This window comes from Microbacterium meiriae, from assembly GCF_032364335.1.
In the GTDB taxonomy this organism is placed as follows: domain Bacteria; phylum Actinomycetota; class Actinomycetes; order Actinomycetales; family Microbacteriaceae; genus Microbacterium; species Microbacterium meiriae.
The window spans coordinates 2,218,421-2,232,050 of the sequence record NZ_CP133984.1 but is presented as its reverse complement, the minus strand read 5'-3'; the positions used below and the strand labels follow the sequence as shown (position 1 = coordinate 2,232,050).

The following is a 13,630-nucleotide window of genomic DNA, read 5'->3' as shown; positions in this document are numbered from 1 at the left end:
TCTTATTTCAGGAAGTAGATAACGAAGAACAGCACGATCCAGACGACGTCGACGAAGTGCCAGTAGTAGGACACCACGATCGAGGAGGTCGCCTCCTTGTGCCGGAAGTTCTTGACGGCGTACGCGCGGCCGATCACCAGGAGGAACGCGACGAGTCCGCCGGTGACGTGGAGGGCGTGGAAGCCGGTGGTCAGGTAGAAGGCCGAGGCGTAGGCGTCAGCCTGGATGGGCATGCCCTCCGCGACCAGCTGTGCGTACTCCCAGACCTGGCCGGAGACGAAGATCGCGCCCAGGGCGAAGGTGAGGAAGAACCACTCGACCATGCCCCAGCCGAACAGGCGACGGCGGCCGGCGCCGTTCTTCTGTCCCTTGCCGATCTTGTACGGCTGCAGGTCCTCCGCCGCGAACACACCCATCTGGCAGGTGAACGAGGAGAGCACGAGGATCGCCGTGTTCACTGCCGCGAAGGGGACGTTCAGGAGCTCGGTACGGTCGGCCCACAGCTCGGGTGAGGTGCTGCGGAGGGTGAAGTAGATCGCGAAGAGTCCCGCGAAGAACATCACCTCGCTGCCGAGCCACACAATGGTGCCGACAGCTACCGGGTTGGGCCGCTTGATGGTTCTCGCCGCCGGGGCATACGTCGCTGAGGTCGTCACCCCTCCATTATGGCCGATCCGCGAGCGTGATTCTTGCACCCCCGCCCCTCGATTCGCCCGTCGATGACTTAGGGGACCCTAAGAAAACACTGCGAATACCCGGTGAATACGCGGGAAACGCCGCACGTTCGGTGTCTGCGCGCCCGCCCGGATCGCACTGCACGTTTTCTCCGCGCCGATAGGATCGCACACATGGCTGATTCCCTGACCTGGTCCGACGTGCTCACTTCTCTCCTGGAGCGTCGCGACCTCAGCGTCTGGGAGTCCACCTGGGCCATGCGGCAGATCATGCAGGGTGGGGTCTCCGAGGCGCAGCTCGCGGGGTTCCTCGTGGCGCTGCGCGCGAAGGGCGAGACGATCGACGAGATCGTCGGCTTCCGTGACGCCATCCTCGAAGCGGCCGTGCCGCTTCCGGTCTCCCCGAATGTGCTGGACATCGTCGGCACGGGTGGGGACCGCGTGGGTACGGTGAACGTCTCGACGACGGCGGCCGTGATCATCGGCGCGACCGGCATCCCGGTGGTCAAGCACGGGAATCGGGCGGCGAGTTCCGCCTCCGGCTCCTCCGACGTCCTCGGTGCGCTCGGCCTCGAGCTCTCGCTCGACCCGGCGGCCGTCGCCTCGATCCTCGACCGGACAGGCATCACCTTCGCCTGGGCCGGGGCCTTCCATCCCGGGTTCAAGCACGCGGGTGCCGTCCGGTCGCAGCTCGGCGTGCCGACCGTGTTCAACATGCTCGGTCCGCTGTGCAACCCGGCGCGCGCGGAGGCGAACGCGGTCGGCGTGGCACAGATGGAGCGAGTGCCGCTGATCACCGGCGTCTTCCGCACGCGGGGGGCCACGGCGCTGGTGTTCCGCGGCGACGACGGCCTGGACGAGCTGACGACCACAGGGCACAGCAGGATCTGGGAGGTCACCCGCGGGGACATCCATGAACACGATCTCGACCCGCGCGACCTGGGCATCCCCCTCGCCGACCTGTCCGACCTCATCGGCGGGTCTCCCGCCCACAACGCGGACGTGCTCCGGCGGACGCTCGCGGGGGAGCAGGGGCCCGTCCGGGACATCGTGCTCCTGAACGCCGCCGCCGGGATCGTCGCCTTCGAGCTCTCCCAGGACGCGACCCAGGTGCAGCGGCCGATCCTCGAGCGCCTCCGCGACGGGCTCGCCCGTGCATCCGCTGCCGTGGACGACGGGAGTGCACTGGCCAAGCTCGACCAGTGGATCGGCGTGAGCCGCGAGCTGGCCGCCCCTCAGGAGTGACCATGGATCCGGTCGACGCGCTGCTCGAGATCGCCTCGCTGCTGGAGCGGGAGCGGGCGTCACGCTACCGGGCCAAGGCCTTCCGTCAGGCGGCCGCGACATTCCAGGACCTCCCTGCCGATGTGCAGGACGACCCGACCCGTCTTCGGGCGGCCAAGGGCATCGGCGAGTCGACCTTCGCCGTCATCCGGCAGGCTCAGGCCGGTGACGTGCCGGAGTATCTGATCGAACTGCGCGGGGACGTCGAGCCTGAGCGGGTGTCTGCGCTCCGTGGAAAGCTGCGCGGGGACCTGCACGCTCACACCGAGTGGTCAGACGGGACGACCTCCATCGAGGTGATGGCCGCCGCAGCCCGCGCGCAGGGGCATGAGTACCAGGCCATCACGGATCATTCGCCGCGCCTCCGCGTGGCCCGAGGTCTCTCGGTGGAACGGCTGCGTGAGCAGATCCCGCAGGTGCGGGCGCAGTCGGGGGACGGATTCACGTTGCTCGCCGGCATCGAGGTGGACATCCTCGAAGACGGCGCCCTCGATCAGGACGACGCCGTGCTCGCTGAGCTGGATGTGGTCGTCGCCTCCGTGCACTCGAAGCTGCGCATGGACGGCCGGGCGATGACGAAGCGGATGATCGCCGCGGTGTCGCATCCGCGGGTGAACGTCCTCGGGCATTGCACGGGTCGTCTCGTGCAGGGGGACCGTGGCACGCGCCCGCCTTCGGCCTTCGACGCCGCGGCCGTCTTCGCGGCCTGTGCGGAGAACGGGGTCGCCGTGGAGATCAACTCCCGTCCCGAGCGTCAGGATCCGCCGGACGAGCTCATCGCGATCGCGCTCGACGCCGGGTGCCTGTTCTCCATCGATTCCGACGCACACGCCCCCGGCCAGTTGTCGCTCCTGGACCACGGAGCCGAGCGGGCGGAGCGTGCCGGGGTGCCGGCATCACGCATCGTCACCACGTGGGGCCTGTCGCGTCTGCTCGCCTGGGCGGAGTGACGGGCGCCCTCGTCAGGCGTCCGCGACCGCCTTCGCCGCCTCGGTGACCGCGGTGACGGCGCGGGCCATGGAGCTGCCGAGGTTCCAGCGCTCGGCGAGGGCCGTGGCCGCCTCGGCCTCGTCCGGCGTGAGGGCATGCAGGGCGACACCCGGGGCGGTGATCGGGAGCGACGTGGCGACGGCGACGACGGTCGGAGCGACGTCCAGGTAGGCCTGCGCGTCGAGGATCTTCGCGCGGATGCCCGCGCTCATGCCCTCACCCGCGTCCGCGGCCTCGCGGATACCGAGCAGATCGCCGTGCTTCTGCAGGAGCGTGGCGGCCGTCTTCTCGCCGATGCCGGCGACACCGGGGAGCCCATCCGACGCGTCCCCGCGCATCGTCGCGAAGTCCGCGTACTGCGTCGGCAGGACACCGTACTTCGTGACGACCGTCGCGTCCGTGACGAGTTCGAGATTGCTCATGCCGCGGGCCGTGTAGATCACCCGGACGTCCCGGGCATCGTCGACGAGCTGGAAGAGGTCGCGATCGCCGGTCACGATGTCGACCGGCATCGTCGCGTTCGTCGCGAGGGTGCCGATCACATCGTCCGCCTCATGCTCGGCGACGCCGACGATGGGGATGCCGATGGCGGCGAGCGTCTCCCGGATCAAGGGGATCTGCGCCTCCAGCGGGTCGGGGACCTCCTCGACGTCCGGCGCACCGGTGACGACCTCGACCACGCGGTGCGTCTTGTAGCTGGGGATGAGGTCGACCCTCCACTGCGGACGCCAGTCGTCATCCCAGCACGCCACGACGTGGGTCGGCTGGTAGGTCGTCACCAGCTTGGCGATCATGTCCAGCAGGCCGCGTGCGGCGTTGATCGGGGACCCGTCCGGGGCTGTGACCTTGTCGGGCACCCCGTAGAACGCGCGGAAGTAGAGGCTGGCGGTGTCGAGCAGCATGAGGCGTTCGGCGCGGGTCATGGATTCAGGGTAGAGCGTGTCCCATCGGGCGCTCAGCAGCCGGCCGCCGCGGGTCGTTCCTCACACGTCCGCGCCACGAGCGCGGTGGTCGCCTCGTAGATGCGGATGTCCTGGGACGCTCCCTCTATCGACAGCTCACCGGGAACCGCGAACCAGCCGCCGCCGACGTCGACCTGCGCCGTGTACGCGACCGTGGTCCTCGTCGAATAGGTGCCCCGTCGCGCATAGGTATAGCTCGTCTCGGTCGGCGTGAACGGCGCCTGCCCGAGCATCGACCAAGTGCGACCGCCGTCGGGCGTCACCGCCGTCGTGCCGTCGCCGTGGTCGAAGACGACGCGAACGGGCGTGAAACGCACCGTCACGGGCCGGTCGAGGAGTGTGCCGGTCGCCGTGTGTGCGGCGACGGTCGCCACGAAGTTGGTCGGCATCCCCACGACGCCCACGTTGCCCGGCTCGGCCGTCGTGGTCACGGGGGTGGGTGCGAACTGCGCGACATCCTCGATCGTGAGCGGCGTCCCGGACTCCTCCGTCACCCGCACCGCGTACATCCCGCACGATCGGCTCAGCACCGTGTCGGTCCGGCACGCCTTGCTTTCCGCCTCGGGGACCGCAGGGGACCTACGGTTCGAATGCGTCCATGGATCGGAAGGGTGAGTCGCGGCGGAGACGCTCACGGTCGAACCGTCCGTCCCCGCTAGGAAATCTGAGAATCCCGGCGAATCGGCCCCAGAAGCGAACTGCACTAAGAGCATGATCACGACTACGAACCTGGGCACGAAGCATCCTCAATCCGGTTTGCAGTGTCGACAGTGAGAACTCCGTGCGGATGCGCCAGCAACAAGAGCTCCAGAGCGTAGGCACTGGGACGGTCGGGAGAAACGCCAGAGGTGCCGTCTTGGTTTGTGATTCGGACCTTCGACACATCTAGGCATGCAGATGCGCGGATGCGTTCGAACGGGGGCTCGCTTTCTTCCCCCTCAAAGAAGATGATGCTTGTCTTCCCCGCCAGTACTTGCCCTTCCGCGTGCATCCGCGAGAAGTTCTTTCGATCCGATGCCTCCACCCCGCCACTGGACAGCTCAAACAACGGCTCGAACGTCGATGGGTCTCGGGTGTCGACGCGATTGAGGGCGTCGATGTATTCGGAGAAGGTGGCCTCGGCGGCGGCGAAGGCCTCTTCTTCGGACGAGAACGCGGGGGAGGGAGTCGGCGTGGGCTCCGGAGTGGGGGTGCACCCGGAGAGCATCGAGACGCCGACTGCCAGCGTGGCGAGCAGGCGGAAAGCGGTGGGCGAGATCACCGGGCCACCGTATGCGGAATGCCGAGCTCGCTGCCGACGTTATCCACAGAGCGGCTGCGAGGAATCGGCTCCTTCATAGGGCGGCAACTTCTGGTAGCCTGAACTGTCACTCGTGGCGTGTACACGCATGCCCAGGTGACGAACACACCACAATCCACCTGCTGCGAAGCACATCCCGACCGTGCGCGGTCATGCTCCGCAGCCCGAGTATCCATTCACAAGGACAACCCACTACATGACTACCGCAACGACCGCCCCGGCCACCAAGCAGGTCGCCATCAACGACATCGGATCTGCTGAGGACTTCCTGGCCGCGGTCGAGAAGACCCTGAAGTTCTTCAACGACGGCGACATCATCGAAGGCACGATCGTCAAGATCGACCGCGATGAGGTCCTGCTCGATGTCGGCTACAAGACCGAGGGTGTCATCCCCTCGCGCGAGCTCTCGATCAAGCACGACGTCGACCCCAACGAGGTCGTCAAGGTCGGCGACGAGGTCGAGGCCCTCGTCCTCCAGAAGGAGGACAAGGAAGGCCGCCTGATCCTCTCCAAGAAGCGTGCGCAGTACGAGCGCGCCTGGGGAGACGTCGAGAAGATCAAGGAGAACGACGGCGTCGTCACCGGTACGGTCATCGAGGTCGTCAAGGGTGGACTCATCGTCGACATCGGCCTCCGTGGCTTCCTCCCGGCCTCGCTCATCGAGCTGCGCCGCGTCCGCGACCTCACGCCGTACCTCGGCCAGGAGATCGAGGCGAAGATCCTCGAGCTCGACAAGAACCGCAACAACGTCGTCCTCAGCCGCCGTGCGCTCCTCGAGCAGACGCAGTCGGAGTCGCGCACCACGTTCCTGAACAACCTGCACAAGGGTCAGGTCCGCAAGGGTGTCGTGTCGTCGATCGTCAACTTCGGTGCGTTCGTCGACCTGGGCGGCGTGGACGGCCTCGTGCACGTCTCCGAGCTGTCCTGGAAGCACATCGAGCACGCCTCCGAGGTCGTCGAGGTGGGCCAGGAGGTCACCGTCGAGATCCTCGAGGTCGACCTCGACCGCGAGCGCGTCTCCCTGTCGCTGAAGGCGACGCAGGAGGACCCGTGGCAGGTCTTCGCCCGCACCCACGCGATCGGTCAGGTCACGCCGGGTAAGGTCACCAAGCTCGTTCCGTTCGGTGCGTTCGTCCGCGTCGCAGACGGCATCGAGGGCCTCGTCCACATCTCCGAGCTCTCCAGCAAGCACGTCGAGCTGGCCGAGCAGGTCGTGTCGGTCGGCGAAGAGGTCTTCGTCAAGGTCATCGACATCGACCTCGAGCGTCGTCGCATCTCGCTGTCGCTGAAGCAGGCCAACGAGTCGGTCGACCCCAACGGCACCGAGTTCGACCCGGCTCTGTACGGCATGCTCGCCGAGTACGACGAGAACGGCGAGTACAAGTACCCGGAGGGCTTCGACGCCGAGACCGGTGCGTGGAAGGAAGGCTTCGACGCCCAGCGCGAGGCATGGGAGCAGGAGTACGCTGCGGCCCAGGCTCGCTGGGAGGCGCACAAGGCTCAGGTCGCGAAGGCGGCCGAGGCCGAGGCTGCGGCCGGCGACGACTTCGGCGGCCAGTCCTTCTCGAGCGAGACGGCCGGCGCCGGCACGCTCGCCGACGACGAGGCTCTCGCGGCTCTGCGCGAGAAGCTTTCGGGCGGCAACTCCTAAGTAACACTCCGAAAAGGGTCGTCACCCCGCTTCACGGCGGGTGTGACGGCCCTTTTCGCATGCCCGGAACCCCGGGAAACCGCTGCGTGACGCAACGTTACGGCCGCATTCGTAACAATCCAGCGCCTCCGACACGATGGGGACATGACCGCCCTCCTGCCCGCTGCGTCGCGCACTGCCGAGGCCCCGAAGGGGTCGGGTTCCGCGCAGCCCGTCCGCCTCGACGGCATCGCGCGCTCGTTCCCGCTCGCGCAGGGCCGGCGAGAGGTGCTCCGCGGCATCGACCTCGACATCGCCGCCGGGGAGATCGTCGCCGTCGTCGGTCCGTCGGGGTGTGGGAAGTCCACGTTGCTGCGCCTCATCGGAGGCCTCGACGCTCCCACCACGGGCACGATCCGGCTCGACGGTTCGAGCGTCGCCGACGTGGACGAGCGCACCGCTGTCGCGTTCCAGGAGCCGCGGCTGCTTCCATGGCGCACGCTCGCCCAGAATGTCGAACTGGGACTGCCGCGCGGCACCGGCCGGGTCGCCGGACGGACACGTGTGCGTGAGCTGCTGCAGCTCGTCGGACTGGAGCACGCCGCCGACCAGCGCCCTCGTGAAGTCTCCGGCGGCATGGCCCAGCGCGCCTCGCTCGCCCGCGCTCTCGCCCGCAACCCCGGGGTGCTGCTGCTGGACGAGCCGTTCGGCGCGCTCGACGCCCTCACCCGTCTGCGCATGCACGACCTGCTGCTCAAGATCCACGCCGCCGAGCCCACCACGGTGCTGCTCGTGACCCACGACGTGGAGGAGGCTCTCTACCTCGCCGACCGCGTGCTGCTGCTGCGCACCGTCGGCGCGGGAGACGACGAGTCGTCCGTCGCGCGGACGGTCGACGTCCCCGGCGTCCGCCCCCGAGACCGCGCCGACCGCGGCCTCGCCGACCTGCGCGCCGAGCTCCTCGAAGGGCTCGGCGTCGACACGCACCACCACACCCCCGAGGAGAACCGATGAGCACCATCACCCGCCGCATCATCCCTGCGATCGCCGTCGCCGGGACGATGATGCTCGTCGCCACCGGCTGCGTCGCCGGCGAGAACGCGACGGCCGGCGCCGAGTCCACGCCCGCCGGGAGCGGCGAGTGGTCCGCCGACACGCTGTCCATCGACTTCGCGACCTACAACCCGCTCAGCCTCGTGATCCGCGACCAGGGCATCCTCGAGGACATCCTCGGCGACGACGTGACCGTCGAATGGGTGCAGTCCGCCGGGTCCAACAAGGCCAACGAGCTGCTGCGTTCCGGGTCGGTCGACGTGGGTTCGACGGCGGGCTCGGCCGCGCTGCTCGCTCGCGCCAACGGTTCCCCCATCCAGGTCATCGACATCTACTCCCAGCCCGAGTGGTCGGCCATCGTCGTCGGTCCCGACAGCGACATCACGTCGGTGGAGGACCTCAAGGGCGCGTCCGTCGCGGCCACCAAGGGCACCGACCCGTACTTCTTCCTCCTCCAGGCGCTGGAGGAGGGTGGGCTGTCGCTCGCGGACGTCGAGGTGCAGAACCTCCAGCACGCGGACGGGCGGGCCGCGCTCGACGGCGGGTCCGTCGACGCGTGGGCGGGTCTCGACCCCATCATGGCCGCTGCGGAGCAGGAGTCGGGCGACACGCTCATCTACCGCAACGTCGACTTCAACACCTACGGTTTCCTCAACGCGACCGAGGACTTCATCGACAACCACCCGGATCTCGCACAGGCCGTCGTCGACGCCTACGAGGAGGCGCGCGTCTGGGCGCTCGAGCACCCGGAGGAGACGGCCGCCCTGCTCGCCGACGTCGCTGGCATCGACCTCGAGGTCGCGACAACGGTGATCCAGGAGCGGTCGAACCTCGACGTGAGCGGCGTCCCCGGTGACGACCAGCTCGCCGTTCTCGAGAAGATCGCGCCGGTGCTCGTCGAGTCCGGCGATGTGCAGGGCGGTCAGGCATCGGTCGACAAGGCGCTCTCCAGCATCATCAACGACACCTTCGCGACGAAGGCGGGCGCAAGCGAGTGACCGGTTTCGAGGAGCGGGTGGTCGTCCCGGCGGAATCGCGGGACGCGCTCGAGTTCGCGAAGGGTGCTCCCCGCGGGAGGCCCGGGGGAGCACGGCGTGGCCTGCCGCCTATCGTGCGGATCCTCGGGGGCTTCCTGCTCCCCGCCGTGATCCTCATCGCCTGGCAGGTGGTCACGACGGCCGGGCTCATCGAGCCGTACCGACTCCCGACGCCCGGATCGGTCTTCCAGGCCGGAGTGGAACTCGCCGAGACAGGTCAGCTCTGGACCCACATCGCCATCTCGGTCCAGCGGGTGCTGCTCGGTTTCGCGATCGGCTCGGTCATCGGGCTCGCCGCGGCCGGCATCGTCGGACTCTCGCGGTGGGGTGACGTTCTGCTCAGTCCCACCCTCGCCGCCGTTCGCGCCGTCCCGTCGCTCGCCTGGGTGCCGCTGCTGATCCTGTGGATGCAGATCGGCGAGGAGTCCAAGGTGACCCTCATCGCGATCGGCGCGTTCTTCCCGGTCTACACGACGGTCGCCTCGGCACTGCGTCACGTGGACCCGCAGCTCGTCGAGGCGGGACGCTCGTTCAGCCTGCACGGCTGGTCGCTGTTCCGCACGGTCCAGCTCCCGGCCGTCGTGCCCTCCGTCGTCGCGGGGCTGCGTCTCGCGCTCGCGCAGGCATGGCTGTTCCTCGTGGCCGCCGAGCTCATCGCGTCGTCCATGGGGCTCGGGTTCCTGTTGACGGACTCGCAGAGCACCGGGCGTGTCGACCGTATCCTGCTCTCCATCGTGCTGCTGGCGCTGCTCGGCACGATCACCAACGGCGTGCTCGCACTGCTGGAGAAGTACCTGTTGCGGCGATGGACGTGACGATGACCGAGGCTCGGCTGCTGGAGGAACGGGTCTATCCTCCGTCGCCCGCGTTCCCCGATGCCAACGTGACCGCAGAAGCCTATGCTCGCGCGGCCGCTGATCCTGTGGCCTTCTGGGAAGATGCGGCCCGCCGGCTGGACTGGGTCGAGCCGTGGCGCCTCGTGCACGACTGGGAGCCGCCTCTCGACGGTGCGGTCCCCGCGGCGCGATGGTTTCTCGGCGGGCGGCTCAACGTCGCGGTGAACTGCGTCGATCGGCATGTCGATGCAGGACGCGGAGACAAGGTCGCCCTCCACTTCGAGGGGGAGCCGGGCGACCGGATCTCGGTGACCTACGCCGACCTGCAGCGTCGTGTGGCCCAGGCGGCGCACGCGCTCGAAGACCTCGGCATCCGACCGGGCGATCGCGTCGTGATCTACCTCCCCGTGCTCGTGGAGACCGTCGTCATCACGCTCGCGTGCGCGCGGATCGGAGCCGTCCACTCGCTCGTCTTCGGAGGGTTCTCGGCGGAGGCCGTGCGGTTCCGGCTCGAGGACACCGGGGCGAAGCTGCTCGTGACCAGCGACGGCCAGTTCCGGCGGGGGACGGCGACCGAGGTCAAGTCCGCCGCCGATGCCGCCGCTGCGGGACTGCCGGACCTCGAACACGTCCTCGTGCTCCGTCGTACCGGACAGGCCGTCCCGTGGACCGACGGTCGGGACGTGTGGTGGCACGACGTCGTCGACACAGCACCCACCGCGCATCAGGCTGAGGCTTTCGACGCCGAGCACCCGCTGTTCATCATCTACACCTCCGGCACGACAGGGAAGCCGAAGGGGCTCGTGCACACCTCCGGTGGCTACCTGACGCACGCGAGCTGGGCGCATTGGGCGCACTTCGACGCCAAACCGGATGACGTGCACTGGTGCACGGCCGACCTCGCCTGGGTCACCGCGCACACGTACGAGATCTACGGACCGCTGTCGAACGGGCTCACCCAGGTCATCTACGAGGGCACGCCGGACACTCCGCGTCGCGAGCGGCACCTGGAGATCATCGAGCGCTACGGCGTGACGGTCTACTACACGGCGCCGACGCTCATCCGGACGTTCATGACCTGGTTCGGCGACGAACTGCCGGGCGGACACGACCTGTCGAGCTTGCGGCTGCTCGGCACGGTGGGTGAGGCGATCAACCCGGAGGCCTGGGTGTGGTTTCGCCGGAACTTCGGGCGGGATGAGCTCCCCGTCATCGACACATGGTGGCAGTCGGAGACCGGTGCCGCGATGATCGCCCCCTTGCCCGGTGTCACGCCTCTGAAACCGGGCTCCGCGTCGATCCCTCTTCCCGGTATCGACGTCGCGGTCGTGGACGAGCGCGGCGACGAGGTGGCGCCAGGACGATCGGGAACGCTGGTGGTGCGGCGCCCGTGGCCGGGGATGGCACGGACCGTCTGGGGGAACCCGGAGCGCTACCGGGACGCGTACTGGTCCGCGTACGCCGGAGTGGGGGCGCACGGCGGCTACTACGTCGCGGGAGACGGAGCGACCCGCGACGCCGATGGCTTCATCTGGATCCTGGGGCGGCTCGACGACGTCGTGAACGTCTCCGGTCATCGCCTCTCGACGATCGAGATCGAGTCGGCGCTCGTGGCGCACGAGACGGTCGGCGAAGCCGGGTCCGCCGGTGTGGCGGACCCGGTCACCGGGCAGGCGGTCGTGGCGTTCGTCACCCCGTCCGGCCGGGCGGAGATCGACGCGCACGCGCTGCGCGCTGAGGTCGCCCGCTCGATCGGTCCTGTCGCGAAGCCGAAGCACATCGTCGTCGTGCCCGATCTGCCCAAAACGCGCTCGGGGAAGATCATGCGCCGCCTCCTCGCGCAGCTCTGGGACGCGGAACAGGATCGGCGGGCGGGACGGACCCCGCAGGCGCTCGGCGACACGACGTCACTGCAGAACCCCTGGGCCGTCGACGACATCGCCGGCGCTCTCGCCGCAGAATCGAGGACATCATGACCGACGACCATCGCTTCGGGTTCCGCACCCGCGCCCTTCACGCCGGGGGCACCCCGGACGCAGCCACCGGGGCGAGGGCGGTGCCGATCTATCAGACGACGTCGTTCGTCTTCGACGATGCAGCCGACGCCGGAAACCTCTTCGCGCTGCAGAAGTACGGCAACATCTACTCGCGTATCGGCAATCCCACGGTCGCCGCCCTGGAGGAGCGCCTGGCTTCGCTGGAGGGCGGCATCGGTGCGGTCGCGACCGCCTCCGGCATGAGCGCGGAGTTCATCACGTTCGCCGCCCTCGTGGGCGCGGGTGATCACGTCGTCGCCGCCGCGCAGCTCTACGGGGGCACGGTCACGCAGCTCGACGTGACACTGCGTCGCTTCGGCGTGGAGACGACCTTTGTCCGCTCCTCCGACCCGGCGGACTTCGCCGCGGCCGTCCGTCCCGAGACCAAGGTCGTCTACGTCGAGATGATCGGAAACCCCTCGGGCGAGATCGCCGACATCGAGGGTCTCGCCGCTGTCGCCCACGAGGCAGGCGTGCCGCTCGTCGTGGACGCCACCCTGGCCACCCCGTACCTCGCGCGTCCGCTGGAGCACGGGGCGGACATCGTCATCCACTCGGTCACGAAGTTCCTCGGCGGTCACGGGACGACCCTCGGCGGAGTGGTCATCGAGAAGGGCACCTTCGACTGGGGCAACGGCAAGTTCCCCCAGATGACCGAACCGGTGGCCTCCTACGGCGGCATCTCCTGGTGGGGCAACTTCGGGGAGTACGGGTTCCTCACCAAGCTGCGCTCCGAGCAGCTGCGCGACATCGGCCCGGCGCTGAGCCCGCAGTCGGCGTTCACGCTCCTGCAGGGCGTGGAGACCCTGCCCCAGCGCATCGACGCTCACCTCGCCAACGCCCGGGTCGTCGCCAAGTGGCTGGCGGCAGACCCCCGCGTGTCCTACGTCACCTGGGCAGGGCTCGAAGGCCATCCGCATCATGAGCGTGCCGCCCGGTACCTGCCGCTGGGACCGGGATCCGTGTTCGCGTTCGGGGTCGCCGCCGAGGACGGCCGCGCTGCGGGGGAGGCGTTCATCGAGAACCTGCAGCTCGCGTCCCATCTCGCCAACATCGGCGATGCCCGCACCCTGGTCATCCACCCGGCCTCCACGACGCATCGCCAGCTCACCGAGGAACAGCTCGTCGCCGCCGGCGTGCGCCCCGACCTGATCCGCATCTCCGTCGGCCTGGAGGACGCGGAGGACATCATCTGGGACCTCGATCAGGCCCTCACCCTCGCGACGGGAGCCCACCGATGAGCACGACCTCCGCCGGCGACGCCTGCACCCTTCCTGCGACCACGGACGCGACCAGCTGCGCGCTTCCCGTCACCGTCGAACCGGGCCGCACGTGGACCGGACCCTCGCAGCCGCAGCGGTTCGGGCTGCTGCGCCGGGCACGATCCATCGCGATCGTCGGTGCCTCCGGGAATCCGTCACGGGCCTCGTACTTCGTCGCGACCTACCTGCTGTCCAGCACGGACTACGACGTCTATCTCGTGAACCCGAGGGAGACCGAGATCCTCGGACAGCCGGTCTACCCGTCGTTGAGCGCCCTGCCCGTGCAGCCTGACATCGTGGACGTGTTCCGTCGTCACGACGACCTCCCGGGGGTCGCGCAGGAGGCCATCGACAGCGGGGCGAAGACCCTGTGGCTCCAGCTCGGCTCCCGGAACGAGGAGGCCGCTGCGCTCGCCGAGGCGGCGGGCCTCTCGGTCGTCATGGACCGCTGCATCAAGATCGAGCACGCCCGCTTCCACGGCGGACTGCATCTCGCCGGCTTCGACACCGGCGTGATCAGCTCCCGACGGCAGCTGCTCGCGCGCTGAGGGGGCTGCGCCGCGCCC

The 13,630-nt window shown here is 68.8% G+C and carries 13 protein-coding genes; 9 read left to right on the top strand and 4 right to left on the bottom strand.

The genetic code is table 11. The features are described from left to right. Nucleotides 1-2 precede the first annotated feature (2 nt). The gene (ctaE, locus tag RI211_RS10755) at nucleotides 3-656 is read right to left on the bottom strand and encodes an aa3-type cytochrome oxidase subunit III (protein WP_101845082.1); all 654 of its coding nucleotides are present in this window, start codon (nucleotides 654-656) and stop codon (nucleotides 3-5) included. 192 nt (nucleotides 657-848) lie between these two features. On the opposite strand from ctaE, the gene trpD reads away from it, so the two are divergent. Both trpD and RI211_RS10745 read left to right on the top strand, forming a co-directional pair. Then, the gene (trpD, locus tag RI211_RS10750; RefSeq protein WP_187661770.1) at nucleotides 849-1,919 is read left to right on the top strand and encodes an anthranilate phosphoribosyltransferase; all 1,071 of its coding nucleotides are present in this window, start codon (nucleotides 849-851) and stop codon (nucleotides 1,917-1,919) included. Between the two features lie 2 nt (nucleotides 1,920-1,921). After that, nucleotides 1,922-2,908, top strand: coding sequence for a PHP domain-containing protein (locus RI211_RS10745; protein WP_187661769.1), 987 nt, complete (start codon nucleotides 1,922-1,924; stop codon nucleotides 2,906-2,908). 12 nt (nucleotides 2,909-2,920) lie between these two features. Here RI211_RS10745 and RI211_RS10740 read toward each other — a convergent pair whose 3' ends face one another. The 3 genes from RI211_RS10740 to RI211_RS10730 all read right to left on the bottom strand — a co-directional run bounded on the left by RI211_RS10740 (nucleotide 2,921) and on the right by RI211_RS10730 (nucleotide 5,171). Next, nucleotides 2,921-3,871: a 5'-3' exonuclease gene (locus RI211_RS10740; protein WP_259954715.1), complete on the bottom strand. Its 951-nt coding sequence runs from the start codon at nucleotides 3,869-3,871 to the stop codon at nucleotides 2,921-2,923. A gap of 32 nt (nucleotides 3,872-3,903) precedes the next feature. Next, nucleotides 3,904-4,404 carry a hypothetical protein gene (locus RI211_RS10735; protein WP_315637568.1) on the bottom strand — a complete coding sequence of 167 codons (501 nt, stop codon included), beginning with the start codon at nucleotides 4,402-4,404 and terminating at the stop codon, nucleotides 3,904-3,906. A gap of 227 nt (nucleotides 4,405-4,631) precedes the next feature. After that, nucleotides 4,632-5,171 carry a hypothetical protein gene (locus RI211_RS10730; protein ID WP_315637569.1) on the bottom strand — a complete coding sequence of 180 codons (540 nt, stop codon included), beginning with the start codon at nucleotides 5,169-5,171 and terminating at the stop codon, nucleotides 4,632-4,634. Nucleotides 5,172-5,406: 235 nt separating this feature from the next. Between RI211_RS10730 and rpsA the strand changes: the two genes are divergently transcribed. The 7 genes from rpsA to RI211_RS10695 all read left to right on the top strand — a co-directional run bounded on the left by rpsA (nucleotide 5,407) and on the right by RI211_RS10695 (nucleotide 13,612). Further along, on the top strand, nucleotides 5,407-6,861 hold the full coding sequence (rpsA, locus tag RI211_RS10725; protein WP_187661766.1) for a 30S ribosomal protein S1: 1,455 nt from the start codon (nucleotides 5,407-5,409) through the stop codon (nucleotides 6,859-6,861). A gap of 144 nt (nucleotides 6,862-7,005) precedes the next feature. Beyond that, on the top strand, nucleotides 7,006-7,854 hold the full coding sequence (locus RI211_RS10720; protein WP_315637570.1) for an ABC transporter ATP-binding protein: 849 nt from the start codon (nucleotides 7,006-7,008) through the stop codon (nucleotides 7,852-7,854). After that, on the top strand, nucleotides 7,851-8,891 hold the full coding sequence (locus RI211_RS10715) for an aliphatic sulfonate ABC transporter substrate-binding protein (protein ID WP_315637571.1): 1,041 nt from the start codon (nucleotides 7,851-7,853) through the stop codon (nucleotides 8,889-8,891). The genes RI211_RS10720 and RI211_RS10715 overlap by 4 nt, the downstream gene beginning before the upstream one ends. Beyond that, the gene (locus RI211_RS10710) at nucleotides 8,888-9,745 is read left to right on the top strand and encodes an ABC transporter permease (RefSeq protein ID WP_315637572.1); all 858 of its coding nucleotides are present in this window, start codon (nucleotides 8,888-8,890) and stop codon (nucleotides 9,743-9,745) included. Before RI211_RS10715 ends, RI211_RS10710 begins: the two co-directional genes overlap by 4 nt. Beyond that, nucleotides 9,736-11,742, top strand: a complete 2,007-nt coding sequence (acs, locus tag RI211_RS10705; RefSeq protein WP_396654909.1) for an acetate--CoA ligase — start codon at nucleotides 9,736-9,738, stop codon at nucleotides 11,740-11,742. The genes RI211_RS10710 and acs overlap by 10 nt, the downstream gene beginning before the upstream one ends. Next, complete coding sequence (locus RI211_RS10700) at nucleotides 11,739-13,043, top strand: O-acetylhomoserine aminocarboxypropyltransferase/cysteine synthase family protein (protein WP_315637574.1); 1,305 nt, start codon at nucleotides 11,739-11,741, stop codon at nucleotides 13,041-13,043. The genes acs and RI211_RS10700 overlap by 4 nt, the downstream gene beginning before the upstream one ends. After that, a complete protein-coding gene (locus RI211_RS10695; RefSeq protein ID WP_315637575.1) occupies nucleotides 13,040-13,612 on the top strand; it encodes a CoA-binding protein in 573 nt (190 codons plus the stop codon). The genes RI211_RS10700 and RI211_RS10695 overlap by 4 nt, the downstream gene beginning before the upstream one ends. Nucleotides 13,613-13,630 lie beyond the last annotated feature (18 nt).

Excerpts from the sequence above, each read along its gene's own strand:
- trpD (WP_187661770.1), top strand. The coding sequence starts at position 849 with ATGGCTGATTCCCTGACCTGGTCCGACGTGCTCACTTCTCTCCTGGAG.
- RI211_RS10745 (WP_187661769.1), top strand. The coding sequence starts at position 1,922 with ATGGATCCGGTCGACGCGCTGCTCGAGATCGCCTCGCTGCTGGAGCGG.
- RI211_RS10740 (WP_259954715.1), bottom strand. The coding sequence starts at position 3,871 with ATGACCCGCGCCGAACGCCTCATGCTGCTCGACACCGCCAGCCTCTAC.
- rpsA (WP_187661766.1), top strand. The coding sequence starts at position 5,407 with ATGACTACCGCAACGACCGCCCCGGCCACCAAGCAGGTCGCCATCAAC.
- RI211_RS10720 (WP_315637570.1), top strand. The coding sequence starts at position 7,006 with ATGACCGCCCTCCTGCCCGCTGCGTCGCGCACTGCCGAGGCCCCGAAG.
- RI211_RS10715 (WP_315637571.1), top strand. The coding sequence starts at position 7,851 with ATGAGCACCATCACCCGCCGCATCATCCCTGCGATCGCCGTCGCCGGG.
- acs (WP_396654909.1), top strand. The coding sequence starts at position 9,736 with ATGGACGTGACGATGACCGAGGCTCGGCTGCTGGAGGAACGGGTCTAT.
- RI211_RS10700 (WP_315637574.1), top strand. The coding sequence starts at position 11,739 with ATGACCGACGACCATCGCTTCGGGTTCCGCACCCGCGCCCTTCACGCC.
- RI211_RS10695 (WP_315637575.1), top strand. The coding sequence starts at position 13,040 with ATGAGCACGACCTCCGCCGGCGACGCCTGCACCCTTCCTGCGACCACG.